The sequence below is a fragment of the Polaromonas sp. genome (assembly GCF_035638815.1).
Taxonomy (GTDB): Bacteria; Pseudomonadota; Gammaproteobacteria; order Burkholderiales; family Burkholderiaceae_C; genus Polaromonas.
Map to the genome: position 1 here is coordinate 43,281 of NZ_DASQZG010000003.1, position 26,354 is coordinate 69,634.

Below are 26,354 nucleotides of genomic sequence, written 5' to 3' on the forward strand. Positions count from 1 at the left end.
GGCCCTTTTTGCTTTACTTGAATTTGGGTAAATTGAACTGCGGCGGCACACCCATGCGGGTGTTGATAACCCACTGCTGCGCGATCGACAGGATGTTGTTGGTGATCCAGTACAGCACCAGACCGGCCGGGAAGAAGAAGAACATCACGCTGAAGATCAGCGGCATGAACCACATCAACTTGGCTTGCATCGGGTCCGGCGGTGTGGGATTCAGCGCGGTCTGCAACATCGTCGTCAGGGTCATGACGATGGGCAAAATGAAATACGGATCAGGGGCGGACAAGTCCTTGATCCACAAGATCCATGGTGCGTTGCGCATTTCAACCGAGCTCAGAAGCACCCAGTAGAGCGCAATAAACACCGGGATCTGAACCATGATGGGAAAGCAGCCACCCATTGGGTTGACTTTTTCGTCCTTGTACATCTTCATCATGGCCTGCTGCATCTCTTGCGGCTTGTCTTTGAGCCGCTCGCGCATTTCCATGATTTTCGGATTGACAGCCTTCATCTTGGCCATGCTGGCGTAGGCCTTGGCATTGAGCCAGTAAAACGCGATTTTCAGCAAGAGCACCAAAGCCACGATGGCCCAGCCCCAGTTGTGAATAAAGCCGTGCAGTTTGTCGAGCAACCAGTAGAGCGGCTTGGCAAGAATGGTCAGCCAGCCGTAGTCTTTGACGAGTTCCAGCCCCGGCGCAATCGCTTCCAGCTGTTTCTCGACCTGGGGGCCAATAAAAAACGTGGCGCTGACGGACTTGGTTGTGCCAGGAGCAATGGCTTCCAGCGGCGTGATCATGCCCACGGAATACAGGTTGGTATCTACCTTGCGGAAGAATATCTCGCGCTGCATGCCGTCAGCCAAAATCCATGCGGTTGCAAAATAGTGCTGGACCATGGAGATGTAGCCGTTGGTGGCAGTTTTTTCAACATCGACCTTGTTCTTTTCAATGTCCTTGAATTCCACCTTCTGGTACTTCTGGGCCTCGGTGTAAATGGCCGGACCCGTGAAAGTGGAATAAAACGACGACTCGCCGGGTGGCGGATTGCCGTCGCGCACCAGCTGCATGTACAGCTGTGGAGCCACGGGTGCCGCGCCGGTGTTAACGATGTCGTGGCGCACCGCCATGTCGTACGCACCGCGCTTGAGGGTATAGGTCTTGACCAGCTTGACGCCACCGACATCGGCCGATTCAAACTTGACTTCCAGCGTGTCCTGGCCGTCCTTGAGCGTGCGTTCGCCCGGAACAGCGGTCATCAAGGTTTTGTGGGTAGGGAAGCTGCCGCCCGTGGCGCCAGCAACCAGACCTGATTGCGCCATATAGACGCGCGCAGCGCTTTGATCCAGCAAAACGAAGCCAGCTTCTTTTTCCCCGGCGTCTTTGTATTGAGTGAAAGCCGATCCTACGAGCGTGCCGCCCTCAGTATCAAAAGTAAGTGCCAGCACATCTGTGTTAACGAGCAGGCGTTCTTTGGTGGCAGAAGGCGTTGCGGCCGGCAGCGCGCCGGGCACAACCGCCGCTGGCGTAGCAGCGGGTGTAGGCACAGGGACGGAACCGACGCTCGCTGGCACGCTTGCAGACCCGGCGGCCGCGCTGGCTGGCGCCACGGCACTGGCAACTGGCTTGGCAGGGGAGGGGAAAAAGGTCGCTTTGTTGCCGTTAAAAACCTGCCACTGATCCCACAGCAGAATCATGGAAAAACCAAAAATCACCCACAGGATGGTGCGACGGATGTCGTTCATGACAGTTTCTTTTTAGAGGAGAGCGAGGTCACGGGCGTGACCAGACGGGTGAAAAGGGAAGTCCGGCCTGCCGATGAAGGCACCGGGTCAAAGCCGCCGTTGCACCAGGGGTGGCAACGGGCGAGGCGGTAAAGCGTGAGGTAGCTGCCTTTGGTGGCGCCATGCTGCTGCAGGGCTTGCAGGGAGTAGGCAGAGCAGGTTGGCTCAAAGCGGCAGGACGAGCCCAGCGAAGGACTGAGCAACAGGCGGTAGCCTTTGACCAGCATCACCAGCGTTTTCTGGGGAAGGCGGGCCACGGCCCGAAAGGCGCGAAGCAGGGTGGACTGGGTGCTCATGCGGACCGGGCTCCTGATTGCATCAATACAGATACTTCGGTACGAACGGCCAGCTTGAGGGCGTCCGAGCTGGCACTGACAAACTCTTTGCGCGAGAAATCACGGCGCAGGCGAATCACCCAGGCGGCAGGCGGCAAATCGTGCAAAAGGTCTGCGCTCAAGGTGTAAATCTGTCTTTTGATGGCGTTGCGCGTAACGGCTCGTTTGGCCCAGCGCTTGGGCACCATCGCGCCAACCCAGGTGTCCTGGGCCGGAAACAAATCCGGGGTGTCATGGGTTTTGGCGGGCACGGTCAGCGCGTTCATGGCATCAAGCGCATTGCGGTGCAATGCGAAATGCGTTGTCCTGGCAACAATGGCACCGGCAAGAACTGCCTGGAACTGGGGTCGGGTTTTAAGCCGCTGCATGGGTGCTGCAGCCAAGCATCTGCTCGAAAGCAACAGCCAGCAGAAACAGGCTTGTTAGACAGCCAGGCGCTTGCGGCCTTTGGCGCGGCGAGCAGCAATCACTGCGCGGCCGCCACGTGTTTTCATGCGTGTCAGAAAGCCGTGCGTACGTGCGCGCTTGACTTTGGAAGGTTGGTATGTGCGTTTCATGATGGGTCCTACGGGCTTGAAAAGCTCCCTGCTTAAATAGTCTTCACGCCAGTTTCACGCGTGCAAAACGCCGCCATGAATCCCGCTGTGAATCAGGGAAACCCATGATTATCGCAGATTTATGAGGCGTGGCAACAAGTTAGACGTCTCATTGGCGGTAAAGGGTCAGATGAGCGGCGGCGGCCAAGTGGGCGCATTCTAGGTTAAAACCCGAACGAAAATTTTTGTGGATAACTACCTCAGACGCCTACAATAACGGGTGCCAAAAATTAATAATATCCACAAGCAGGCATGTGCTTGCAGCGGCAGCCGCCTCGCCCCTTCAGCCCATGAGTGAGAGCGCCGCATACATCTCCAGCGAAGACTTGTGGCAAAGCTGCGTTGACCATCTGGCGCAGGAATTGCCCGAGCAGCAGTTCAATACCTGGATCCGTCCGCTGGTCGCAGAGGTCGCCGCCGACCTCTCCAAAGTCACCATTCAAGTCGCCAACCGCTTCAAGTTGGACTGGGTCCGGGCGCAATACGCCGGCCGTATTTCGGCCTTGCTTGAGAAAATTTCCGGCCACAATATTCACCTTGAGTTAGCGCTCGCTCAGCGGGAAACCACCACGCGATCGACTCCGCTTACGCGTAGCTTCGAAGGCACGGGTGTGGTTGAGCCTGCCGGTTTGGGGGTGCCTGAGGATGCCGCAGGTGCGCCTTTCAAAAACCGCCTCAACACCGCGCTGACGTTTGAAACCCTGATTGAAGGCACTGCCAACCGCATGGGCCGCGCTGCGGCCATGCACGTGTCCAGCAGCCTGGGCCAGCTTTACAACCCCCTTTTTATCTATGGTGGCGTCGGTTTGGGTAAGACCCATTTGATGCACGCCATCGGCAACAAACTGCTCGCAGACAACCCCGCCGCCAAAGTTCTCTACATCCACGCTGAACAATTTGTTTCGGATGTGGTTAAGGCCTATCAGCGCAAGACTTTTGACGAGTTCAAAGAGCGTTACCACTCGCTGGATTTGCTGTTGATTGACGACGTTCAGTTTCTGGCGAACAAGGACCGCACCCAGGAAGAGTTTTTCAACGCCTTTGAGGCCTTGCTGACCAAAAAGTCTCACATCGTGATGACCAGCGACACCTATCCCAAGGGCCTGACGGACATTCATGAGCGCCTGGTTTCGCGTTTTGATTCGGGCCTGACGGTTGCCATCGAGCCCCCTGAGCTTGAAATGCGCGTAGCCATTTTGATCCGCAAGGCCGAGGCCGAAAGCGCCGTCATGCCGGAAGAGGTCGCGTTTTTTGTTGCCAAGAACGTGCGCTCCAACGTGCGTGAGCTGGAAGGCGCGCTGCGCAAAATCCTGGCTTACTCGCGCTTTAACCTCAAGGAAATCTCCATCCAGCTCGCGCGCGAGGCACTGCGCGACCTGCTGTCCATCCAGAACCGGCAAATCTCGGTTGAGAACATCCAGAAAACCGTCGCTGACTATTACAAGATCAAAGTCGCTGACATGTATTCCAAAAAGCGGCCCGCCAGCATTGCCCGGCCGCGCCAGATTGCCATGTACCTGGCCAAGGAGCTCACCCAGAAGAGCCTGCCAGAGATCGGTGAGCTGTTTGGTGGCCGTGACCACACCACTGTGCTGCACGCCGTGCGCAAGATGTCTGCAGAGCGTCAGCAGATGACTGAGCTCAACCAGCAACTGCATGTGCTGGAACAAACCCTGAAAGGCTGAGATGAATCCGCAAACGGACATGACCTCAGCCGCTTTTCCCAAGTTTCAGATGCGTCTGACAACACTGGGGACAACTTTTGAACAACCCATGGCTTATCCACAGGGACAGTGGATTCTCAAAAGTTGTTCATATTGGGCAGCAGGGTTGGGGGGATGTCTGACCACAAGGTTAAACAAGCGCCAAGTAGTTGATCAAAAAGAAGAAAATAGGGATGTCCACAGAAATGTGCTGCCCTTATCTACTACTACTAATTTGAATTAAAGAAATAAGAGGTTAAGACAGTGATTGTTCTCAAAGCCACTCAGGATAAAGTTTTGTCGGTATTGCAATCGGTTGCAGGCATCGTGGAGCGTCGGCACACCCTGCCGATTCTGGCCAACGTGCTGATCCGCAAGACGGGCTCGCAATTGCAGCTGACCACCAGCGATCTGGAAATCCAGATCCGCACCACGGCCGAGCTGGATGGCGACAGCGGCAACTTCACCACCACGGTGGGCGCCCGCAAGCTCATCGACATCCTGCGCTCCATGCCCAGCGACCAGACCGTGTCGCTGGAGTCGGCCCAGAACAAGCTGATCCTCAAAGGTGGCAAGAGCCGCTTCACGCTGCAGACGCTGCCGGCGGAAGACTTTCCCTTGGTGCAGGAAGCCGCCAACTTTGGCCCCAGCTTTTCTGTGCCGCAAAAAGTTCTTAAAGAGCTGCTGAATCAGGTTTCGTTTGCGATGGCGGTGCATGACATCCGTTACTACCTCAACGGCATCCTGTTCGTCGCCGAAGGCAAACAGCTCAGCCTGGTCGCCACCGACGGTCACCGCCTAGCCTTCTCATCGGCCACGCTCGATGTGGAAGTGCCGCGCCAGGAAGTGATCTTGCCGCGCAAGACCGTGCTGGAAATGCAGCGCCTGCTCAGCGACAAAGAAGGCGCGATCGAAATGCAGTTTGCCGGTAACCAGGCCAAGTTCAGTTTTGAAGGCATGGAGTTTGTCACCAAGCTGGTTGAGGGCAAGTTTCCCGACTACAACCGTGTCATCCCCAAAAACCACAAGAACATCATCACCCTGGGCCGGGTGCCACTGCTGGCGTCTTTGCAGCGCACGGCGATTCTCACCAGCGAGAAGTTCAAGGGTGTGCGCCTGAACATCGAACCCGGCACCCTGCGTGTGGCGTCCAACAATGCCGAGCAGGAAGAAGCTGTCGACGAGCTCGACATCGACTACGGCGGTGACGCCATCGAGATTGGCTTTAACGTGACCTACCTGATCGACGCTCTCGCCAACATGGAGCAGGACATGGTAAAGATTGAGCTGGCTGACTCCAACAGCTCCGCGCTGTTGACCATTCCGGACAACGCAGCGTTTAAATACGTTGTGATGCCAATGCGGATTTGATGATGAGGGTCATTGCGGGCTTGACCCGCAATCCATGTTTCACAAACCGCAATAAGGTCGATGTGGCATGGATCCCGGATCAAGTCCGGGATGACAAGTAAAGCTGAACCCGCTTGAAAAAGCGGGTTTGGTCATTCAAGAGATTGAGAAAACATAGTTTCACCGCAGGTAAAAGTTAGTTATGACCCAAGAAAACCAAACCAACGAAGCTACTCCCGACGAACCAGGTCGCGGAAATGAAGGTGTCAATTCCGGTGAAGGCGGCGAGGGAAGCTCCAATTTCCAGCCCAAAATTGATACCAACCAGGCCGGCGCGTCTGAAGGTTATGGCGAAGGCTCGATCCAGATTCTGGAAGGCCTGGAGGCTGTGCGCAAGCGCCCTGGCATGTACATCGGCGACACGTCGGATGGCACAGGCTTGCACCATCTGGTGTTTGAGGTGGTTGATAACTCGATTGACGAATCGCTCGCCGGCCATTGCGACGACATCATGGTCACCATCCATCTGGACAACTCCATCAGCGTGGTGGACAACGGCCGCGGCATCCCGACCGGCATCAAGATGGACGACAAGCACGAGCCCAAGCGCTCTGCAGCCGAAATTGCCCTGACCGAGCTGCATGCCGGCGGCAAGTTCAACCAGAACAGCTACAAGGTGTCTGGCGGCTTGCACGGCGTGGGCGTGAGCTGCGTGAACGCATTGTCAAAAATGCTGCGCCTGACGATTCGGCGCGAAGGAAAAGTCCATGTGATGGAGTTTTCAAAAGGCTTTGTGCAAAACCGCATCATTGAAAAGGTTGGCGGTGTTGAGGTCTCTCCCATGCAAGTGATGGGTGACACTGAAAAGCGAGGCACCGAGGTGCACTTTCTGCCAGACACCGATATCTTTCAGCAGAACAACGATTTTCATTACGAGATTCTGAGCAAGCGCCTGCGCGAGCTGAGCTTTTTGAACAACGGCGTGAAGATCCGCCTGAAGGACGAACGCAGCGGCAAAGAAGACGACTTTGCTGGCGCCGGCGGCGTCACAGGCTTTGTCAACTTCATCAACAAGGGCAAGACAGTCCTGCACCCCAACGTCTTCCATGCCATGGGCGACCGTCAGAGCGACCAGAACACCAACATCGGTGTTGAAGTTGCCATGCAGTGGAACAGTGGCTACAACGAGCAGGTGCTGTGTTTTACCAACAACATTCCGCAGCGCGACGGCGGCACCCATCTGACCGGCCTGCGCGCCGCGATGACACGTGTTATCAACAAATACATTGACGACAGCGAGCTGGCCAAAAAAGCCAAGGTTGAAGTCACCGGCGACGACATGCGCGAAGGCTTGACCTGCGTGCTGAGCGTCAAGGTGCCCGAGCCCAAATTCTCCAGCCAGACCAAAGACAAGCTGGTGAGCTCTGAAGTGCGCGGCCCGGTGGAAGACATCGTCAGCAAGCTGCTGGCCGACTACCTGCAAGAGCGCCCCAACGATGCTAAGATCATCGTCGGCAAAATCATTGAAGCCGCGCGCGCGCGTGAAGCCGCCCGCAAGGCGCGCGACATGACGCGCCGCAAGGGCGTGCTGGACGGCATGGGCCTGCCCGGCAAGCTGGCTGACTGCCAGGAAAAAGACCCGGCCATGTGCGAAATCTACATCGTCGAGGGTGACTCCGCCGGCGGCTCTGCCAAGCAGGGACGTGACCGCAAGTTTCAGGCGATCTTGCCGCTGCGCGGCAAGATTCTTAACGTTGAAAAAGCGCGTTATGAAAAGCTGCTGACCAGCAACGAAATCTTGACGCTGATCACCGCCCTGGGCACCGGCATCGGCAAGGCCGGCGGCACCACCGGCAATGACGACTTCAACGTGGCCAAGCTGCGTTACCACCGCATCATCATCATGACCGACGCTGACGTTGACGGCGCCCACATCCGCACACTGTTGCTGACCTTCTTTTACCGCCAGATGCCCGAGCTGGTCGAGCGCGGCCACATCTACATTGCGCAGCCACCGCTGTACAAGGTCAAGTCTGGCAAGGAAGAGCAGTACCTGAAAGACAGCGCGGCACTCGACAGCTTCTTGCTGAAGATTGCGCTCAAAGACGCATCGGTGCAAACCGGCGCTGACCCTGCAGCAGGCAAGGGCACGCTGCTGACTGGCGACACACTGGCCGAGCTGGCACGCAAGCATCAGCTGGCTGAGTCGGTGATTGGCCGCCTGCGTGGCTACATGGACGCAGAAGCGCTCAAAGCCATTGCGGACGGTGTTGCCCTGAACCTGGACACCGTGGAAGACGCCGAGCGCTCAGCTGTGATGCTGCAGGCACAGTTGCCTACAGCCGAAGTGGCTGGTGAGTTTGACGCCCGCAACGACAAACCCATTCTGCGCATCAGCCGCCGCCACCACGGCAACGTGAAAAGCAGCGTGCTGACACAAGACTTTGTGCACGGCGCTGACTACGCGGCCCTGGCCGAAGCGGCATCCACCTTCAAGGGCCTGATGAGCGAAGGCGCCAAAGTGCTGCGCGGCGAAGGCGAGCGCCAGAAGGAAGAAAAAGTAGAAACCTTCCGCGAAGCCATGGCCTGGCTGATCACCCAGGCAGAAGGCGCCACCGCACGCCAGCGCTACAAAGGCCTGGGCGAGATGAACCCGGCTCAGCTGTGGGAAACCACCATGGACCCAACCGTGCGCCGCCTGCTGCGCGTACAGATCGACGACGCGATTGAAGCCGATCACGTGTTTACGATGCTGATGGGTGACGAGGTGGAGCCGCGCCGCGAGTTTATTGAGACGAATGCGTTGCGGGCTGCGAATATCGACGTTTAGGCGATCGATCGATCCGTCTTTGCAATTGCAAACTCAATAGCTCGAGCGTTGTGACTAGCCGAGCCTATTACGCGGATCTGATCGAGCATTTCCCAGCTCGATCTTCGGACGAAATTCTCGGCAATCTCGCACGAAATAGTGGGTTCTCGATCGAAGCGTCGCAACGAGATGCATGGTTGGAGCAGATCAATCTCCTTCGTGGTCCCCTTGAGCCTTATCAAGGTCGTGGGAAGGTGTATTTTGAATATGCGGTTCCTCGGCTTGGTAAGCGAATTGACGTTGTTGTATTAATCGATCATGTCGTTTTCATCATCGAGTTCAAGGTGGGTGAGAAGGACTTCACCGCTAGCGCCACAGATCAGGTTTGGGACTACGCCCTAGACCTTAAGAACTTTCATGAAACGACACATGACAAGCCCATTGCGCCGGTACTCGTAGCGACACGGGCTAAGGACGCAGTATATTCAATTTCAACAACGCAAGATTATGATTTGGTGCTGCTGCCGATACATGCAGCGCCTTCTCAGCTCGGCGGCATCTTTGAACAGACATTGTTGTTTTGTGATGGGCCAAAGATTGACCCTTTGCAATGGGATCTTGGCAGATATCACCCAACCCCAACAATCGTTGAAGCCGCTGTCGCCCTCTACAGCGGGCACGATGTCTCAGAAATATCCCGCAGCGACGCAGGAGCGATCAACTTAAGCCAAACATCTGAGACCGTCGCTGAGATCATTCGCTCATCCCGGGAGTTGTCGAGGAAGTCGATTTGTTTTGTCACAGGCGTGCCGGGTGCGGGTAAGACGCTCGTAGGACTCAACATAGCGACGAAACATATTGATAAAGACAGCGAACTCTATAGCGTGTTTTTGTCTGGAAATGGCCCTTTGGTCGACATACTTAGGGAGGCTTTAGCGCGGGACGAGGTGCGTCGTATTAAGGCTGCGGGTGGGAAGTTGAAAAAGGGCGAGGCCTTGAGTCGAGTCAAGGCGTTTATCCAAAACGTTCATCATTTTCGTGACGACTGTTTGGTGAACTTAGCCAGTCCACCGATCGAGCACGTAGCGATTTTTGATGAGGCTCAGCGCGCGTGGAATCTTGAGCAAACGGCCGCATTTATGCTTCGTAAAAAGCAGCGACCTGACTTTAAGCAATCAGAGCCAGAATTTCTGATGTCGTGCTTAGACCGACATAGTGATTGGGCCGTGGTCGTTTGTTTGGTTGGCGGCGGGCAGGAGATCAACACCGGTGAGGCAGGCATTGCCGAATGGGTTGCTTCGCTTAATCGATCTTTTCGCGAGTGGCATGTCCATATATCGCCGGAGCTGAATGATGAAGAGTATGGCGCGGGGCATGCGGTCAGTGACGTGGCGAACAGGGCAAATGTGCACTTCGAAAAACACCTACATCTCGGTGTTTCAATGCGGTCATTTCGAGCTGAGCACGTGTCGACGCTTGTCAAACAGATACTAGACCTGGAAGCAGATGTGGCTAGGCAGACGCTTAGAAAAGTGGAATCCAAATATCCAATTGTTATTACACGCAGTTTGAGTCGAGCGAAGGCTTGGATGCGAGGTCGCGCCAGGGGATCGGAGCGGTATGGAATGGTGGTTTCATCGCAGGCACAACGGCTAAAACCTCATGCCATTGATGTCCGATCTCCGATGGACCCCATTCATTGGTTTTTGGACGGCAAAGAGGATATCCGGTCGTCCTACTACCTCGAAGACGTTGCAACTGAGTTTCATGTGCAGGGCCTTGAGTTAGATTGGTCCTGCGTCGTTTGGGACGCCGACTTTCGCTTTGCGCCGGAAGGGTGGCAGCACTATTCGTTTGTGGGAAGCCGTTGGAATTGCATTCGTAAGAGTGATCGCCAGACCTATCTGAAAAACGCTTATCGCGTTTTGCTCACGCGAGCACGACAGGGGATGGTTCTCGTTATTCCCGAAGGAGATCTGAGCGATGCAACGCGCTCTTCCACTTACTACGATCCAACCTTCGACTATTTAGAGCGCATTGGATTCCAAGTCATCTAGGTTTTGGTGCGGCCAACCTTTGCTTTGACTCTGCAGAATTGCTGTGCGATATAGCAAACATCCCAATCTCCATAGCACTTGTTTTCATAGACCAAAGTCCCTTCAACCACATCCAACTCGCCCACAGTGGCAGAGGCGCTCGGAAAATATTTGATCGTGTCTCGCTTGTTTGCGAAGCGAAGCACAAGTCGTTGCGCGTAGTGCGTCTGTACGTAGAGAAGCGGTCCGATCTTTGGTCCCGCGAAACCTCTTTGCTTGACTGCTTGTTGTGGAAAGTCTCTCCCGTGTGAAAGGGATAGATAAAGCCCAGGACGTGTGGGCATCTCGCCCCAGCCGGGAAGCTCTGTGACGGCGTTGCTCATGATGTGTGCGTTGGAGTTATTGCACGCTCGAGCGTAGTTGCCTCACCGTGATTTGTGACCCAGGGCTTTTCCTGGGGTCGCGTATGGGAGAGGCAAGATTAGATGATTGATCCTCTTATCTACAGGGGATCCGTACCTGTCGATCCCGCGCACTCTTTCGCTCTTCGCGAATCCAGTCCTGCGTTTGTCCGCTTTGCGGTTGACGCGCCAGCGAATCGAGATATTTAATTCTCTCCTCCAAAGCATTGCATTCGGCCTTTATGACCGCAGGCCCAACCCCAGGCTCGTTTTGAGTGATTACAGATTGAGGCGGGGCGGGCACATCTTCTGGTGGTGTCGCTGGTACGCGCACGGCTGCCATGAGATTGTGATTTTCTTTGGTGACAAGCTGGGTAGCTTTCGCACCGACGGCGCAGCTTGCGTCTCCGTAACTGGTTTTGCCATCGACAATGCATTTGGAGACAGTACGTATGTTTTCCTGCGCTTCCTGTGGATTTGATTCCCTCGGTGTTTGCAAGGTAGATGGCGCTGCATATTCGGCGGATCGTGAAACCGTCGCTCCAGTTGTCGGCGCCGGTGGGATGACGGGGTCGGCGGAACGCTGGCCTAGCTTCCAGTCTGTCAGCTTGTAGAGCAGGAAAAGCACAACGATAAAGACTAGGACTTTGCTCGCCGTGCCGAATCGTTCAGGCGGAGGACTGAAAGGACTTTGGCGCTCCTGTTCGTGCATGAATTCGCGCTCGTTCAAGTCCATCATGATCTCCCCTGCGTTGTATTTGTGGCTGAACGATACCGCAGTGCACTTTTCTTCGCTATGGTTTTTGTCTCCCTAACCCTTTGAGTCTTCCCAATGGTTGGAGCCGCCGTATCCTGGCTTTGTGAACGTGGATGGGCACAAGATTGAGGCTATGTTTTTTACCGAGGGTGGGTATGCCGCTTGGGCCGTTCGTTGTGAATGAGGCATGGATCCCGGGTCGAGCCCGGGATGACGCGGGAGGGGCACGGGGCTCGGCGAGCTTTCTATTCAGCCACTGCCGTCTTGATCCACTGGATGATTTCGTCGCTGGCCATGCGGGGTGTGTCCGTGTGGCCGCCGCCTACTTCCAGATACTTGTTTTTGGGATTTGCCGGCAATTTGTCGACGTAGTAGGCGCGAATATAAGGGAACAGGGAGTCGTTCTGGCCGATGGCTGTCATCACGGGTGTGGTGGCTGGCACGCGCGGGGCTGTGACGCCCATCTCCGCGTCTGACACTGGGTCGAAGTAGGACAAAAAGTTTTTGGCGCTTGTTGTCACCTGGAGTGGTCTGCCCTGGTTGATGTCGTTGAAGCGCCCTGTGGTGTCGCCATTGCCTGCGGCAACGTGAGCGCGCGCTTCGTCAACGCTGTCGCGCACCACTTTCATAAAGGGCACGTTGTAGTAATTTTTGGGAACATGGCCGGGCGCCAGCAGCACCAGGGCCTGCACATCGCCGCCGCGGGCGGCATGGCTCAGGGCAGCGGGCACGCCGATGCTGTGGCCCACCACAACGATTTTGGTTGCGCCGTTGTCGCGCAGGGTTTTGATGTGGCCGCCTATTTCGGCCATGGCTTTGTCCCAATGGCCGTCGATGTAGCGAAAGCGCGACCAGGGCATGTCGGGAAGCGTTACCAGCCAGCCTTCACGCTGGAGTGTGGTTTTGAGCGGGGCGAAGCTGGGGTCCTGGGCGCTGCCCGGGTTTTTGCCGTGGAGCATCAGGACGCCTATGCGCTGCGGCTGTTGCGCGTCAGCCGGCGGGCTGGCAAAGATGGCGCTGAGTGCGAGTGTTGCCAGGGCCAGTGTGGAGAAAAGGCGGCGTTGCATGGGGCGTCCTTGCGTTGATGGGGGCTGGGGACGATTCTATGCACGGCTGGAGGTCTTTGGGGGATGGATCCCGGGGCAAGTCCGGGATGACGGGAATGGAGGGCGCTGCTGGGGGTTGTGAGTTAAATCGGCACTTTGCCCAGTAACGGCGGGCGCGGATAGCTATGAATATAGGAGCGTGCGGTGGGGGCGGGCCGAGTGTGTGGGAGCGAACCAGTGGTGCGGCGTGATGTGGGCGAGATCCGGGTTGCTGGCAGACCCGACGTTACGGGTCTTCGGGCATGGATCCCCGATCGAGTCGGGGATGACAGAGATGGGGCGTCCCGCTGGTGTTTGTTAGTCAAATGGGCGCTTTGCCCAGTAACGGCGGGCGCGGATAGCTATCAATATAGTAGCGACGTGGTGGGCGTGGCGCCGACCAGTGTGGGAGGCAAACTGGCGGCGCAGTGTGATGCAAGCGAGCCACTGCTTGCTGGTGGACCGGGCAGTACGGTCAGCGGGCATGGATCCCCGATCGAGTCGGGGATGACATCACTAAGCAACGGCTCAATTCGCCCGATCTATTTCTTGTCTGCTGCCTCGGGCAACTCGATCTTCACCTCCAGCACGTCCAGGTTGTCCTGGCGCTCGAGGTTGACCTTGATGTCGTTCGGGTCGATCTTGATGTATTTGGAAATGACCGCAATCAGGTCGCGCTGCAGCGCGGGCAGGTAGTCGGGCTCGTGGCTGTTGCGGCCGGAGCGCTCGTGAGCCAGGATGATCTGCAGCCGCTCTTTGGCGACGCTGGCGGTTTTTTTCTTTTCGCCGAGCAGGAAGGAAAGGAAAGAAGCCATGCGGATTACTTGCCTCCAAACACACGTTTGAAGAAGCCGACCTTAGGCGCGTCGATGAAGCGCAACGGCTTGTCTTCGCCCATGAAGCGGGCAATCACGTCTTTGTAGGCTTCAGAGACATCGCTGCCTTCCATGTGCACCGCCGGCACGCCCTGGTTGGAGGCTTGCAGCACCGACTCGGACTCGGGGATCACGCCGATGAGCTTGATGCGCAGGATGTCCTTGATGTCTTCGAGCGAGAGCATCTGGCCCTGGTCCACGCGGCTGGGGTTGTAGCGGGTGATGAGCAAATGCTCCTTGATCGGGTCGCCGCCTTCCATCCCGCGTTTGGTTTTGCTTGAGAGCATGCCGAGGATGCGGTCAGAGTCGCGCACCGAAGAGACTTCGGGGTTGGTGACGACCAGCGCTTCGTCGGCAAAGTGCATGGCCATCAGCGCGCCAGTTTCAATGCCGGCGGGTGAGTCGCAGACGATGTATTCAAAATCCATGTCGCCCAGGTCTTTCAGCACCTTCTCGACACCCTCTTTGCTAAGCGCTTCTTTGTCGCGTGTTTGCGATGCGGCCAGCACAAACAGGTTGTCGCACTGCTTATCTTTTATCAGGGCCTGGTTGAGGTTGGCCTCGCCCTGAATGACGTTGATGAGGTCATACACCACGCGGCGCTCGCAGCCCATGATGAGGTCAAGGTTGCGCAGGCCGACGTCAAAGTCGATGACGGCGGTTTTGTGCCCGCGCAGTGCCAGGCCGGTTGCAAAGCTGGCGCTGGTGGTGGTTTTGCCCACGCCGCCCTTGCCCGAGGTGACCACAATGATTTTTGCCATGCGTAAAAAGTCCTTAAGAATGAAAGAGGGGGGTTGTTCCTGTGTCCGTTCCCAAGCTCAGGGCGAACAGGAAAACCGATAGGTGTTACGTTTTGATGGGATGCATTTCAAGCTTGTCGCCTTCCGGGCCGTGCACCAGGCGCACATGCGTCGGCTTGCCCCACACGCCTTCGGGCAGCGGGTTCTCGCTGGTGCGGTAAATGCCGGCGATGGACAGCAGCTCGGGCTCCAGGCTGAGGGCAAAGATGCGTGCGTCGGTGTTGCCGCGTGCGCCGGCCATGGCTTTGCCGCGCAGCGGGGCGTAGACATGGATGTGGCCGTCGGCAATGACTTCGGCGCCGGCGTTGACCATGGCCAGCACCACCAAGTCGCGCCCGCGGGCGTAAATTTGCTGGCCTGATCGCAGGGGCTTGTCGATGACCAGCGCGCCCAGCGGTGGCGCGGCCAGGGCCGGTGCTTCGACTTGCGGCGGCGGCTGCACGCGGGTGATCTGCGGCTCCTGCGTGCGTGCGGCGGTGATGCGCGCATCGGGCGCGGGGAGCAGACCGACGGCCAGCGCTGCGTCCATCTGCGCCGGATTACCGCCGCGCACCGCGATGGGCGCCACGCGGTAGCTGCACAGCAGGTTGATCAGTGCCGTGAAGTCGATGGCGCGTTCATCGGCCGCCAGCGCCGACAGTTCGATGACCATCGGGTCGTTGTCGAAAAAGTCGGGGATGTCGCCAAAGCGCAGCGCCAGGTCGCGCGCGAGCGCATCCAGGTCAGGAGACTTGAGCAGCAGCGCCACCAGGGGCAGGTTGGCGCTTTTGATTTCGAAAGTGGCGGGGGTGCTGGCCGGGAGGGCAACGGTCATGAGGTAAATGCGTCGCGGCGTCGCGGATAGGGAAGAAAAGTCAGGAGCAGATCAGCCGCGAAGCGGCTTGAAAGGGACGCATCTTAACAGCGGCTCAAGGCGCATCTGGCAGCAGTTGTGAGCGAATGAAACCTGTTGCAACACCGTGCTGCGCGCGGCTTCTGTTTGTAGTCGGGCATGGATCCCGGATCTGGTTTGGGATGCGGCGGCGAAGTGTGGAATAACAAGTATCGCTGTGGCCAGACGCTTGGCGGGAGGACGTTTTAAAGTCGCAATTAAAGTCGCAAAAATTCCCGCACTATTTGCCAAAATATGTTGTGTGACATAGACTTAGGCATGCCAACCAAGTCGCAAAAAGTCACGCTATACAACCACCCCTCGCAGATGGAGCCGCTGTTGCCGGGCGAGCATCAGCTTCAGCCCTTGCTGGAGCAGGCGCACGATCTGCAGCGGGCGGCGCAGAGCCTGGCGGGGGTAGGTGCGCCGGCCGAGTTGCGGCAACTGCTGCGGGCTATGAACTCTTACTACAGCAACAAGATTGAAGGTCAGCACACGTTGCCGTTTGAGATTGAGGCCGCGTTGCGTAGCGACTATTCGCAGGATGCGGACAAGGCACGGCGCCAGCGGCTGGCACTGGCGCATATGGAAACCGAGCGTGCGCTGGAGGCCGGGTGGAAGGGCTGGGCCAGCGGGCAGGTGTGGTCGGCGCAGATGGTGCGCGATATTCACCAGGACCTGTTTGCCCGCCTGCCTGATTCCGACCGGGTGTTGCCCGAAGGCGATGTGCTGGTGCCGGGCGCTCTGCGTGACCGGGATGTGAGCGTGGGTGTGCATGCGGCGCCGGCCCATACGGCGATTGGCGCCATGCTGGAGCGTTGGGGTGATGTTTACGGCGGCGTGCGGCGCGGCGAACTGCAAATTTTGGCGGATGCCGCCTCGCATCACCGGCTGGCGTGGATTCATCCGTTTCGGGACGGCAATGGGCGTGTGGCGCGCCTGCACACGCACCTGGCATTGGGTTCGCTGGGCCTGACCAATGGCTTGTGGTCGCCCTTGCGCGGCTTTGCGCGTAGCCACGAGGCTTACTATGCGCACCTGGCTGCCGCTGACGAGCCGCGGGCCGGTGACCTGGACGGGCGCGGCAACCTGTCAGAGCGCGCGCTGATCGCGTGGATGGACTATGTGCTGACGCTGTGCATTGACCAGGTTCGCTTTATGGCCAGCCTGCTGGATATGGCTGGCATGAAGGATCGTATTGCGGCCTGCCTCGCCTTTGAGGAAGGTGTGGTCAAGCGCGGTGTGCGCGGCGAATCTTTGCGGGCGCTGCACTACCTCCTGCTCACGCAGTCGGAGCTGGAGCGAAGCGAATTCAAGGCGATGCTGGGTCTGGGCGAGCGGCTGGCCACGGCGCAAGTGACGGCGCTACTCAAGCGCGGCTTGCTGGTCACCGACTCCCCGCACGGCAAGCTGCGCTTTGGTGTGCCGCAGCACGCCCTTCGGTTTTACTTTCCGAGGCTGTGGCCTGAAGCAGAGGCTGATGTGCGTGCCGGGGGTCTGGCGGGGAGCCCGGGCTAACAGACCGTTGAAGGGCGATGCCCAAATTTGCATCTCGGGCCGCTTCGCTTTTCACCGGTGGTGAAAGTGGCATTTTGCCCTTTAGTCATGGCAATAGTTTGCTATTAATGCAGTAGCGTCATTGCGTACGCGGCGCTGTGTCGATGTTGCGCGCGGTGCCGAGCAGCGTGGCGCACAAAGTCTCTTCTCCGCTGCTGTTGACGGAATAAACATCTGCGGCGCAGACAGTGAGCAGTTTGCTCGCGTTGATAACGCGGCCGCGTGCGCGCAGCAGGGCGCCTGAGGCTGGCGCGACGATTTTGATGTTGGCGTCTATCGTGGCGTTGACCCAACCCGCGGGCAGCAGGGTGCCGGCCGCCGATACGGCTGCGAAGTCAGCAATGGCGAAGATGGCTGTGGCCTGCAGCTGGCCGGGGCGGAAGGTGAAGGCGTCTTGCACGGGAATCTCCAGCTCGGTCTTGCCGGGCGCCATGTGTTTGAACGACAGGCCCAGAGTGCGTGCCATGGGCATGGCGAGGACGATGGCCTGAAGCTGGTTGAAGTGTTCGGCTTGCGGTGATGCGGTGTTGCTCATGGCGTGGCTTTCTTTGTTGAGGTGGTATTGCTTGCTTTACGGGACTTGACCTTGGGCCAGGGTGCGATGGGGTTGCCGCTTTCTTGTGCGGCGAGCTGTTTCGCATTCTTGACTTGCTGCGTCCGCTCCTGCTTTTTCAGCCAGGCGATGTGCTCCACCACTTCGTTGCGCTGGGTTTGCAGTTGCTGGGCCTGGGCATCAATTTCTGCAACCCTTGTCTGCAGCGACTCCACCATCTGCGCGATGGTGAGGCGGCCCGCGCGATAGGCGGGCAGCTGCAGTGCAATCGCCTTGAGCGAGAAGCCCACCTTGCGTGACATGGCGATAAAAACCGCCTCCCGGCGCATGGCCTCGGTGTATTCGCGGTAGCCGCTTGCCCGGCGTGCGGGCGTCAGCAGGCCCAGTTTTTCGTAGTGGCGCAGCGCATGCACGGAGACGCCGGAGCGTTGGGCAAGTTCAGAGATCTGCATGCGGCCAAGATTAGCAAGCTTCGTCCTGCGCGAAGGTTGGCGCGGTGTCGCACGGGCGTCTCTGCGCGGGCCCGGTCCTACGGTGATGCAGGCAGGGCGCCGATAATCAGCCTGTGTGGCGCGGTGCATAGTCAAATGGCGGCCTTGCGTAAGGGCGAGATGACTCAGGAGACTTTATGAACAACGCAGTTTTTGTCCGGTGCGCGCTGCTAGGCGCGTTGACAGTGTTGAGCACTTTGGCCGCCGCGCAGACGGCTGCGCCGGCACCCGCGGAGCGCCTGTTGGCAGACCCCGGCAATGGCCCCTTTGTGACGCCCGACATGAAGCCACGACCGAGGCCGCAACTGACACCGCGCATGAAGTCGGAAGAGCTTAAACAAGAGGGTCGGCCCGAGCAGCGGCCCGAGATGAGCCCCGGCATGCAACCCAACAGCCAGAAGCCATTGCGCCCGCGCAACCCAGTGGTGCGTGATAGCCTGACGCAGGGCCCGGCTGTGACGGTTGATCCTCGTGACTCAACAAGCCGGCCGGTTGAATTACTGCCTGCGACTCCCGCGCAGGATCTGGTGGTGTCGCCCCCGGCGCCTGCAGCGTCCATGCCCACGGGCACCGCCAGCGAGCCTGCGCGGCCCTGATTTACGCCGCCGCTCCGGCGCGTTGACGTATTCATTTTCCGTTCGGGTTGAGCCTGTCGAAGCCTGACTTGCGCAAGAAAACCCTTCGACAAGTTCGGGGCGAACGCATCTAGAAGTTCACACTTCACAAGGCCGGGTCAACAACGGCGTGGAGGGAATTCAGGCGCCAGCGGCTACTGATTTGATAGCCTTTTTGCGCTGACTTTGCTGCGTGACATCACCCCCATAATTGCGCATATTTACATCAAGGAGACGCGCGATGCTGATTCTGCTGCTGGGCTTGCTGATTTTTCTCGGGGTGCACTCGGTGCGCATCGTGGCCGACGGTTGGCGCAGCGCCACCATTGCGCGTGTGGGCGGACTGCCTTGGAAAGCGGTTTTTGCCGTGCTCTCCATCATTGGTTTTGTGCTGATTGTGTGGGGTTTCAGTCTGGCGCGGCAGCAGCCCGTGCAGCTGTGGATGCCGCCGCGCGGCATGCGGCACCTGGCTTCTTTGCTGACCTTGATTTCTTTTGTGCTGCTGGCAGCGGCTTATGTGCCGCGCAACGCCATCAAGGCGCGCCTGCATCACCCCATGGTGCTGAGCGTCAAGGTGTGGGCGCTGGCGCACCTGCTGGCCAACGGCAATGTTGCGCATGTGGTGCTGTTTGGTTCTTTTCTGGTCTGGGCAGTGTTGAACTTTCGCGCAGCGCGGGCGCGTGATCGGGCGGCTGGCACGGTGTACGCGGCTGGTACTGCGGCGGGCACGGTAACCACGGTGCTGGTAGGTGTGGCGGCCTGGGCGCTGTTTGCATTCTGGGCCCATGGCGCTTTGATCGGGATTCGCCCCATCGGCTGATTCTTCTTGTCAAATCGGCCATTAGCCCATGACTGGTGAGCGGCAGTAGCTACTGAATTAATAGCGTCCAATGCCTGAACGCCTTCTGATGGCTCCGCTCGTTCTTTCAATAGTTGGCTGCCGGGTCGTAGAAGCGGGCGATGTTTCCGGCATGCACGGCTGACGCGGGTATGGTGATGTTTTTGCTGCGCGGCGGCTTGCCCTCCAGCAATTCGCTTGCCACCCGCACCGCATCTTTCGCCATCAGTGGCGAATACACAAAGGTCGCCCGCATCAACGGCGCGCCCTGGCCGATCATCCGGTAGACCTCCTTGTTGCCACCGGCGCCGGTGACGATGCGGATGTCTTTCCGGCGGGACTGGGTGATGGCATCGACCACACCGAGCGCCATCTCGTCATCGTGCGTGAAGACCGCGTCTATGCGGCGATGCGCATCCAGCATGTCCTGCATCGCCGTGCGTGACTTTTCCCGCTGGAAGCTGCCGGTTGTGCTGTCCAGGATGCGGATCGATGGATACAGCCGGGTCAATTCGTCACGGAAACCTTTGGCGCGCTGGTCGGTGACGGAGGCCGGCACACCGACGATCTCGATGACAGAGCCCTGACCCTTGAGCTCGCCGCCGATGTAGCGTGCCGCGTTGGTGCCAATGCCCACGTTGTCGCCCTTGACCAGTGCTGCGTACAGGGTGGAGTCCAATTCGCGGTCTACCAGGATGAGGGGGATGCGCGCAGCCTGAAGCTTCTGGGTGATGTCGCCCATTTCGCGCGTGCTGATCGGCAACATCACGACGGCGCTGACTTTGCGCGCTATCAACGCTTCTACGTCCTTCGCTTGCTGGGCGGCGTCGTCAGCGGTGGTCATCACGTACTTCAGCCGGCGTGCGTTTGCCTCGTCGGCGGCGTTTTTGATGATGGCACCCATCCAGCCATGGGTGGCGGCGGGAAACGACATACCGATGGTGTGTTCCGGCGATGGCACCCGCGCTTGCGCCTGCGCCAGTGCACGGCCGGCGGCAGTGCTTGCCAATGCCATCGAACAAAAAATTCTGCGTTTCATGAATGTCTCCTTATCCAGGCGAAGGCCCGGCGTTGTTGTGCTTTGAATACTAGGTGGGGCACTTGAGCCGGACAAGATCGAACTTAGGCAATCATTTGGCCGAAGTTTTCTTGTCTGCTAGAGCGGCAGTCAGGGAATTCAGGAGGATGTTGCGGCCTACGTGCAGGCGGCTATTCGGGGCCTGCTGCGCTGTTTTGTTGAATCAAAACGGTACTTTGCCCAGCAACCACGGGCAAAAGGCGCTATTAAATCAATAGTGATCGACGTTGTGCGGTTCTGGGCGGCGCTTTGGTTTTGCCCGTCTTGTCGCCCTTGCCTGGCGCTTTTGTGGTCGCCATGCGCGGGGTCATCAAGTCATCGGCCTGCCGCAGATCCTGCAGCCAGTGTGCATAGGCAGTGCCGCCCGGGTCTGCTTCTGTGCGCAACAACGCAGCGGGGTGAAGTGTGACCAGAACGCGCAAGCCGTCTTCACGCGTGAACCATTGGCCGCGCTCTGACATCACTGCCACATGACGGCCCAGCAGTGAGGCAGCCGCGGTGGCGCCGAGGGCGATGACTGCGTCCGGGTGCACCAGACTGATCTCGCTCTCCAGCCAGTGCAGGCAGGCGGCGGCCTCATGCTGCGAAGGCGTTTTATGCATGCGGCGCGGGCCACGCGGCTCAAACTTGAAGTGCTTGACGGCGTTGGTGATGTACAGCGCGCTGCGTTGCCAGCCAAGGTCATGCAATGCCCGGTCAAACAATTGGCCAGCGGGGCCAACGAAAGGGCGGCCGCGCAGGTCTTCCTGGTCGCCGGGTTGCTCGCCAACAATCATGACGCGGGCGTTAGCCGGGCCTTCACCACACACGGCTTGCGTAGCGTGCTCACCAATGGGGCACTCGCGGCAGCGCTGTGCAGCGGCATTAAGCGCGGGCAATGTCAGTGGATGGTGGCCGGGGTTGTTTAACGCAAGCGCGCCTTGCTGGCGGCTGACCGCTGCTGCACCTGCCCGAAAGATCGGAATGCGCCGGCGCGGCGTGGTAGCGGGCTGCTCGATCATCGTGATGTGTTGCTCTGCCGACGCTGCACTCAAGCCGCTGATGAGCTCGGCCTCGGGCAGGTTTTTCCAGTAACGGCGCGGCATTTCTTTTTGCATCATCTTGAGCTTGAGGCGTGCCGGATTGAAGATGTGCTGGTAGTAGGTGAGCCACAGTTTCTCGCCGGCGTCGGCCGGAGGCGCATCGCTTTTCTGGGCGCCGGGGCCAAAGCGCAGTGTGGCGCCATCCCACTCGACACTGCGCTCCGGCGTGAGGATGGCCCAGCGCATCTGGGTGAAGCGCCGCTTAAAGAAAGGAGCAATGGCTTCGACGATGTGATGGTCGGGCTCGAACCATGCCACGTGCAAAGGCCCGCCTTCAATATGGTTGCGAAAGGTCTCGTCCTGCACGGTGCGAAAGCGGACAAAGGCTTTCATCTTGTGCATGTCGCGCCGCACCGCCTGGGCCAGGTGCTGGGCTTGCACCATGTCTGCGTCCAGCGCGTCGTGGCGCAGGTCGGGCTCGTGCTGCAGGCGCCACAAAATGCGGTAGAGCAGGCCAAAGCGGTTGGGATCGCTGTGCAGGATGGCGGTTTCGGCGAGTGCCAGATATTCGGGCGGCACGTTGACGGGGGGCGCATCGCTAAAGACGATGTTCGGAACGACGACCAGGGTGTTGGCCTCGTCGGTTGCAAAAAGATCTTGCGTGGGCGCGTCCACGGTGTGCCAGCTCACCTGCTCGGGCAGCATTTGCTGTGCAAGCAGTGCGCGGGAAGCACGGCGGAAGCCCTCCAGGTCCGTCGGGCTCTGCAGCGTAATGGGCAGCAGTGCCTGGGGAAAGAGGTCGTCGGTTAGCAGGTCGTTCATCACACCCATGCATCACTCCTTACTTCTCTACTTAACGCTGATGTTGCTGCAAGCGTTGGCAATGCACGTGTAGGCAAAGGTGCCGTCAGCAAAGGGGTGCGGGAAGCAGTGGGTATAGGAGAAAGTAGTGCGGGCGCGTGTTGTTCTTGCGGCGGGGCTGTCACGCATTCGTCAAACAAGCCCGCTTGTTGCGGGGCTGGGGTCAGCCGCGACGCGAGGTTGAGTGCGTCAAGCGAGGTACCGGGCTGGTGGTCTGCCAGCAGCACAAAGGGCATGACTTTTTTCAGCGGAACATGCAGGCGCAGCATGTCGTCCGCGCGCAGCTTGCGTACGCGGCGCGCCTGCAAGATGCGTGTGACGGCTTTGACCCCGAGGCCAGGGACGCGCAACAGCATTTCGCGCGGGGCTTTGTTGATGTCGACTGGAAACTGCTCTCGATGCCCTAGCGCCCAGGCCAGCTTGGGGTCCATGTCGAGCGCGAGCATGCCGTCTGCTCTGCTGGAGTTAGCGCCGGTGTTGCTGGGCACCACAATCTCGTCGTGCGCAAAGCCATAGAAGCGGATCAACCAGTCGGCCTGGTAAAGCCGGTGCTCGCGTATCAGCGGCGGCTGGCGCAGGGGCAGGCTGCTGGATGCGTCGGGGATAGGACTGAAAGCGGAGTAGTACACGCGGCGCAGGCGGTAGGCGCTGTACAGGGTGGCGGTGGTCGCCAAGATGGTGCTGTCTGATGTGGCGTCGGCGCCCACAATCATCTGGGTGCTCTGGCCCGCGGGCGCAAAGCGTGGCGCCTGCGCGCGTTTGGCAAGGCCGCGCGGCAGGGTGACCGAACTGCTGCGCGCTGCTTCATGCGCACCGCCTTTGGCATCGTCAATGTGAACCCGTATGCGTGCCATGGAGCGGCGAATGGCACCGCTGTCTTTTTCAGGCGCAAGCGACTCCAGGCTTTGCACCGTGGGAAATTCAATGTTGATGCTCAGGCGGTCGGCATAACGGCCGGCGCGAGCCAGTAGCTCGGGCGATGCATCGGGAATGGTCTTGAGATGGATGTAGCCGCGAAAGTCGTGCTCCTCGCGCAGCACGCGGGCCACCTCGACCACCTGCTCCATGGTGTAGTCGGGGCTCTGGATGATGCCGGAGGATAGAAACAGTCCCTCAATGCAGTTGCGGCGGTAGAAGTCGAGGGTCAGTTGCACGACCTCGTCAACGCTGAAGCGAGCGCGCGGCACATTGCTGGTGACGCGGTTCACGCAGTACAGGCAGTCGTACTGGCAGAAGTTGGTGAACAGGATTTTCAGCAGCGAAATGCAGCGCCCGTCAGGCGCATAGCTATGGCAAATGCCCGAGCCTTCTGTGGAGCCGATTCCCTTGCCGCCGACTGAGTTGCGCTTGCTTGTGCCGCTGGAGGCGCACGAGGCGTCGTATTTGGCGGCGTCGGCCAGGATGGCGAGTTTTTGCTGCGTATTCACTGTATCAATATACAGTGTTTTGCCAATCCTGGTTGTAAATAGGGGCTTGCGGGCCTGTTTCTTGGCGGGGGCTATTGGTTTGCAGGCATGGATCCCCCCGGATCGGAGTCCGGGGCAGGCTCCTCAAGTCCGGGATGACAGATGAAGGGGTTGCTAATCGGGCCGGGCCGACTCCAGCTTTTTGGCTTTGGCTTCCATCACCAAGTACACCACGGTGGCCACGGCCAGCGGCACCAAGTAATAAATAACGCGATAGGCGACCAGCGCCGCCAGCAGTTCATGCTGAGGCAACAGGTGCGAAAGGAGGGCAACAAACACGGCTTCCAGCACGCCCAGCCCGGCGGGCACATGTGTGATGACGCCGGCAATGGCGGCCAAGAGCAGCACGCTGACCACGGCAGAAAACTCGATGCGTTGCTGCAGCAAGATAAAAATAATGCCCGACATCACTAGCCAGTTACTGGCGCCCATCACCACTTGCAGCGCGGCCAGGCGCAGCGAAGGCAGCTCAATTTCATGGCCGCGAATGCTAAGGGTGCGCTTGCGCGAAAAAGCGCAAGTGGCAAGGTAGGCTGCCGCGGTGCCGACCAGCACGAAGCCGATGTAGCGCAGATGCTCGGTTGAAATTTTCCAGCCATCAGGCAGGGTGGGCGGCTGCAGGCTGAAGACCAGCCCGCCCAGAAGCAAATAACCGATCCAGTTGGTCAGCATGCTCATGGTCATGATGCGTGTGATGACGCCAGTGCCAAGGCCGAGCCGGGAGTAGAGACGGTAACGAAAGGCCACGCCGCCCACGAGCGAGCCGAGGTTCAGGTTAAAAGCGTAAGTGACAAAGGTCACGGCCATGACCCTCACCTTGCTCAGCGTGTGGCCGGTGTAGTGGCGCCCGATCAGATCGAACGTGCTGTAGAGCACAAAGCTGACCACCACAAGCAGTGCCGCACCCCACACTTCTGAGAGGCGATAGTCCTGCAGGGAGGTCAAAACCTCCTGCCAGTCGATGGTGCGCGCCTGGGTCACCAGCAGCACGGTTACCAAAACAAAAAAGACTGCCGTCGCTCCGCGTTTTAGCCAGGGCCACCACGCAGTGTCAGTAAATTTTTTGCGCGTGCTGTCGTGCTCGCGCAAGTGCGTGGGTTGCTTGAGGGCGCGGCTGTTGTCCATGGGGAGCTCAAGCCTGCGTAACTTTGTCAGCCCCATTCGCAATGGTCTGGCTGGTCAGGCGGTTAAAGGCCGGGGTGATATGCGGCGCATGCGCCGGTAGCCAGCCACCCCAGGCCGGGTAGCGGCGTAGCAGGTGAAACAAAAAGAAGTTGCGCACGGTGTGCCAGCGCCCTGCTTGGGGCAGGTCTTCATGGCCAATTTGCTTGCAGCTGTTCGCCATCAAGTGCTCAAGCCTCTCGCTCAGATGCTGGTTAAAGGCGCGGTCTTTGATGATGACGTTGGCCTCCAGGTTGAGGGCCAGGCTGAGCGGGTCCAGGTTGCTGGAGCCGACCGTGGCGAGCTCGTCATCAAACACGGCCACCTTGCCATGCAGCGGGCGCTCACAGTATTCGTAAACACGCACCCCGGCGTCAAGAAGGTGGTGGTACAGCAAGCTCGCGGCTGTTTTGACAATCGGCATGTCCGGCTCGCCCTGCAGGATAAGCACCACCTCCACGCCTCGGCGGGCGGCCTTGCGCATCTCTTTGAGCAGGCGATAGCCAGGGAAAAAATAGGCGTTGGCAATGACCACGCGTTTTTGCGCCGCGCGTATGGCAATGCGGTAATGGCGCTCGATGTCGTTGGTGTGTTTGCGGTTGTCGCGCGTGACAAAAATGGCGGCGCCCCCACTGTCTGCGTCCGCAGTCGAGCCGGGCGTGGCGCCGCGCCAGCTCTCCGCAAGGTTATGCGCATGCGCAGAAACCTTGTCCCGCAGACGCGCAGTCAGTGTCACGCCCGCATTGCGCTGGCCTGCTGCCAGCGCTTTGCTCACGAAGGTGTGAATGGTCCCGACGATCGGGCCTTCCATCTCGACCGCGTAGTCCTGTTTGGCCTGCGGTCCAAAATCGGCCAGGTGATCGGCCGAATAATTGATGCCACCGACAAAGGCGCGTTTGCCATCGATGACCACAATTTTCCGGTGCATGCGCCGAAACAAATTGGTGCGCCAGCCCCACAGCTTGGGACCGGGATCAAAGGCGTGCAGCCTGACGCCGGCCTCGGTCAGCGTCGATATAAATTCATGCGAGAGATCGGGCGAGCCGTAATCGTCAATGGTCACATCAACATGCACGCCACGCGCTGCAGCCTTCAACAGCGCGGAGTGCAATTCATTGCCAACCTTGTCCTCAAAGAGGATGAAGGTTTCTACCAGCACCTCATGTTTGGCCGCAGCGATGCATTCAAAAACGCGCGGAAAAAATTCTTCGCCGTTTTCAAGGAGGCGAAAGGTGTTCCCGCCAATCCAGCGGCTCATGCGGTCTCCCGCCCGGCAGCGAAGGCCAAGTCTTGTCCAGCCGGGGCCGCGGAACCGGCT

General features: G+C 58.9%; 24 protein-coding genes. 7 read left to right on the forward strand and 17 right to left on the reverse strand.

Annotated features, from left to right (window positions below; genetic code table 11):
- Positions 1 to 13: 13 nt before the first annotated feature.
- The 4 genes from yidC to rpmH all read right to left on the reverse strand — a co-directional run bounded on the left by yidC (position 14) and on the right by rpmH (position 2,669).
- Positions 14 to 1,738 (reverse strand): membrane protein insertase YidC, encoded by a 1,725-nt coding sequence (gene yidC, locus VE934_RS00995; RefSeq protein ID WP_324883418.1) that lies wholly within the window; start codon positions 1,736 to 1,738, stop codon positions 14 to 16.
- The gene (gene yidD / locus VE934_RS01000) at positions 1,735 to 2,004 is read right to left on the reverse strand and encodes a membrane protein insertion efficiency factor YidD (protein ID WP_414693792.1); all 270 of its coding nucleotides are present in this window, start codon (positions 2,002 to 2,004) and stop codon (positions 1,735 to 1,737) included. The genes yidC and yidD overlap by 4 nt, the downstream gene beginning before the upstream one ends.
- Before the next feature lie 65 nt (positions 2,005 to 2,069).
- Positions 2,070 to 2,480, reverse strand: a complete 411-nt coding sequence (locus tag VE934_RS01005) for a ribonuclease P protein component (protein ID WP_324883692.1) — start codon at positions 2,478 to 2,480, stop codon at positions 2,070 to 2,072.
- Between the two features lie 54 nt (positions 2,481 to 2,534).
- Positions 2,535 to 2,669, reverse strand: coding sequence for a 50S ribosomal protein L34 (rpmH, locus tag VE934_RS01010; protein WP_007862708.1), 135 nt, complete (start codon positions 2,667 to 2,669; stop codon positions 2,535 to 2,537).
- 329 nt (positions 2,670 to 2,998) lie between these two features.
- Here rpmH and dnaA point away from each other — a divergent pair, with 329 nt between their 5' ends.
- The 4 genes from dnaA (at position 2,999) to VE934_RS01030 (ending at position 10,627) form a co-directional block, all read left to right on the forward strand.
- Positions 2,999 to 4,393, forward strand: a complete 1,395-nt coding sequence (gene dnaA / locus VE934_RS01015) for a chromosomal replication initiator protein DnaA (protein ID WP_324883428.1) — start codon at positions 2,999 to 3,001, stop codon at positions 4,391 to 4,393.
- Between the two features lie 282 nt (positions 4,394 to 4,675).
- Positions 4,676 to 5,782 carry a DNA polymerase III subunit beta gene (gene dnaN / locus VE934_RS01020; RefSeq protein WP_324883430.1) on the forward strand — a complete coding sequence of 369 codons (1,107 nt, stop codon included), beginning with the start codon at positions 4,676 to 4,678 and terminating at the stop codon, positions 5,780 to 5,782.
- Between the two features lie 181 nt (positions 5,783 to 5,963).
- Positions 5,964 to 8,591 (forward strand): DNA topoisomerase (ATP-hydrolyzing) subunit B, encoded by a 2,628-nt coding sequence (gene gyrB / locus VE934_RS01025; RefSeq protein WP_324883432.1) that lies wholly within the window; start codon positions 5,964 to 5,966, stop codon positions 8,589 to 8,591.
- A 50-nt stretch (positions 8,592 to 8,641) separates the two neighbouring features.
- Positions 8,642 to 10,627, forward strand: a complete 1,986-nt coding sequence (locus VE934_RS01030) for a DUF2075 domain-containing protein (RefSeq protein WP_324883434.1) — start codon at positions 8,642 to 8,644, stop codon at positions 10,625 to 10,627.
- Here VE934_RS01030 and VE934_RS01035 read toward each other — a convergent pair.
- The 6 genes from VE934_RS01035 to minC all read right to left on the reverse strand — a co-directional run bounded on the left by VE934_RS01035 (position 10,624) and on the right by minC (position 15,338).
- On the reverse strand, positions 10,624 to 10,989 hold the full coding sequence (locus tag VE934_RS01035; RefSeq protein ID WP_324883436.1) for a hypothetical protein: 366 nt from the start codon (positions 10,987 to 10,989) through the stop codon (positions 10,624 to 10,626). The genes VE934_RS01030 and VE934_RS01035 overlap by 4 nt on opposite strands.
- A gap of 115 nt (positions 10,990 to 11,104) precedes the next feature.
- A complete protein-coding gene (locus VE934_RS01040) occupies positions 11,105 to 11,743 on the reverse strand; it encodes a hypothetical protein (protein WP_324883438.1) in 639 nt (212 codons plus the stop codon).
- A 266-nt stretch (positions 11,744 to 12,009) separates the two neighbouring features.
- Positions 12,010 to 12,831, reverse strand: a complete 822-nt coding sequence (locus tag VE934_RS01045; RefSeq protein ID WP_324883440.1) for an alpha/beta hydrolase — start codon at positions 12,829 to 12,831, stop codon at positions 12,010 to 12,012.
- A 560-nt stretch (positions 12,832 to 13,391) separates the two neighbouring features.
- Positions 13,392 to 13,664 (reverse strand): cell division topological specificity factor MinE, encoded by a 273-nt coding sequence (minE, locus tag VE934_RS01050; RefSeq protein ID WP_077592906.1) that lies wholly within the window; start codon positions 13,662 to 13,664, stop codon positions 13,392 to 13,394.
- Between the two features lie 5 nt (positions 13,665 to 13,669).
- Complete coding sequence (gene minD / locus VE934_RS01055) at positions 13,670 to 14,485, reverse strand: septum site-determining protein MinD (RefSeq protein WP_324883444.1); 816 nt, start codon at positions 14,483 to 14,485, stop codon at positions 13,670 to 13,672.
- 85 nt (positions 14,486 to 14,570) lie between these two features.
- On the reverse strand, positions 14,571 to 15,338 hold the full coding sequence (gene minC / locus VE934_RS01060; RefSeq protein ID WP_324883446.1) for a septum site-determining protein MinC: 768 nt from the start codon (positions 15,336 to 15,338) through the stop codon (positions 14,571 to 14,573).
- Between the two features lie 336 nt (positions 15,339 to 15,674).
- On the opposite strand from minC, the gene VE934_RS01065 reads away from it, so the two are divergent.
- The gene (locus tag VE934_RS01065) at positions 15,675 to 16,913 is read left to right on the forward strand and encodes a Fic family protein (protein WP_324883448.1); all 1,239 of its coding nucleotides are present in this window, start codon (positions 15,675 to 15,677) and stop codon (positions 16,911 to 16,913) included.
- 118 nt (positions 16,914 to 17,031) lie between these two features.
- Here VE934_RS01065 and VE934_RS01070 read toward each other — a convergent pair whose 3' ends face one another.
- Both VE934_RS01070 and VE934_RS01075 read right to left on the reverse strand, forming a co-directional pair.
- A complete protein-coding gene (locus VE934_RS01070; RefSeq protein ID WP_324883450.1) occupies positions 17,032 to 17,487 on the reverse strand; it encodes a PaaI family thioesterase in 456 nt (151 codons plus the stop codon).
- Positions 17,484 to 17,957: a MerR family DNA-binding transcriptional regulator gene (locus VE934_RS01075; RefSeq protein ID WP_324883452.1), complete on the reverse strand. Its 474-nt coding sequence runs from the start codon at positions 17,955 to 17,957 to the stop codon at positions 17,484 to 17,486. Before VE934_RS01075 ends, VE934_RS01070 begins: the two co-directional genes overlap by 4 nt.
- 176 nt (positions 17,958 to 18,133) lie before the next feature.
- On the opposite strand from VE934_RS01075, the gene VE934_RS01080 reads away from it, so the two are divergent.
- Positions 18,134 to 18,592, forward strand: coding sequence for a hypothetical protein (locus VE934_RS01080; RefSeq protein ID WP_324883454.1), 459 nt, complete (start codon positions 18,134 to 18,136; stop codon positions 18,590 to 18,592).
- A gap of 259 nt (positions 18,593 to 18,851) precedes the next feature.
- The gene (locus VE934_RS01085; RefSeq protein WP_324883456.1) at positions 18,852 to 19,430 is read left to right on the forward strand and encodes an NnrU family protein; all 579 of its coding nucleotides are present in this window, start codon (positions 18,852 to 18,854) and stop codon (positions 19,428 to 19,430) included.
- A 106-nt stretch (positions 19,431 to 19,536) separates the two neighbouring features.
- Here VE934_RS01085 and VE934_RS01090 read toward each other — a convergent pair whose 3' ends face one another.
- The 5 genes from VE934_RS01090 to clsB all read right to left on the reverse strand — a co-directional run bounded on the left by VE934_RS01090 (position 19,537) and on the right by clsB (position 26,294).
- Complete coding sequence (locus VE934_RS01090) at positions 19,537 to 20,487, reverse strand: substrate-binding domain-containing protein (RefSeq protein ID WP_324883459.1); 951 nt, start codon at positions 20,485 to 20,487, stop codon at positions 19,537 to 19,539.
- A gap of 245 nt (positions 20,488 to 20,732) precedes the next feature.
- Complete coding sequence (locus VE934_RS01095) at positions 20,733 to 22,379, reverse strand: UdgX family uracil-DNA binding protein (protein ID WP_324883461.1); 1,647 nt, start codon at positions 22,377 to 22,379, stop codon at positions 20,733 to 20,735.
- Positions 22,370 to 23,836, reverse strand: a complete 1,467-nt coding sequence (locus VE934_RS01100) for a putative DNA modification/repair radical SAM protein (RefSeq protein WP_324883463.1) — start codon at positions 23,834 to 23,836, stop codon at positions 22,370 to 22,372. Before VE934_RS01100 ends, VE934_RS01095 begins: the two co-directional genes overlap by 10 nt.
- A 153-nt stretch (positions 23,837 to 23,989) precedes the next feature.
- Entirely contained in the window at positions 23,990 to 25,000 is a 1,011-nt protein-coding gene (locus VE934_RS01105; RefSeq protein WP_324883464.1) for a lysylphosphatidylglycerol synthase domain-containing protein, read from the reverse strand.
- Between the two features lie 7 nt (positions 25,001 to 25,007).
- Positions 25,008 to 26,294, reverse strand: coding sequence for a cardiolipin synthase ClsB (gene clsB / locus VE934_RS01110; RefSeq protein WP_324883466.1), 1,287 nt, complete (start codon positions 26,292 to 26,294; stop codon positions 25,008 to 25,010).
- Positions 26,295 to 26,354 lie beyond the last annotated feature (60 nt).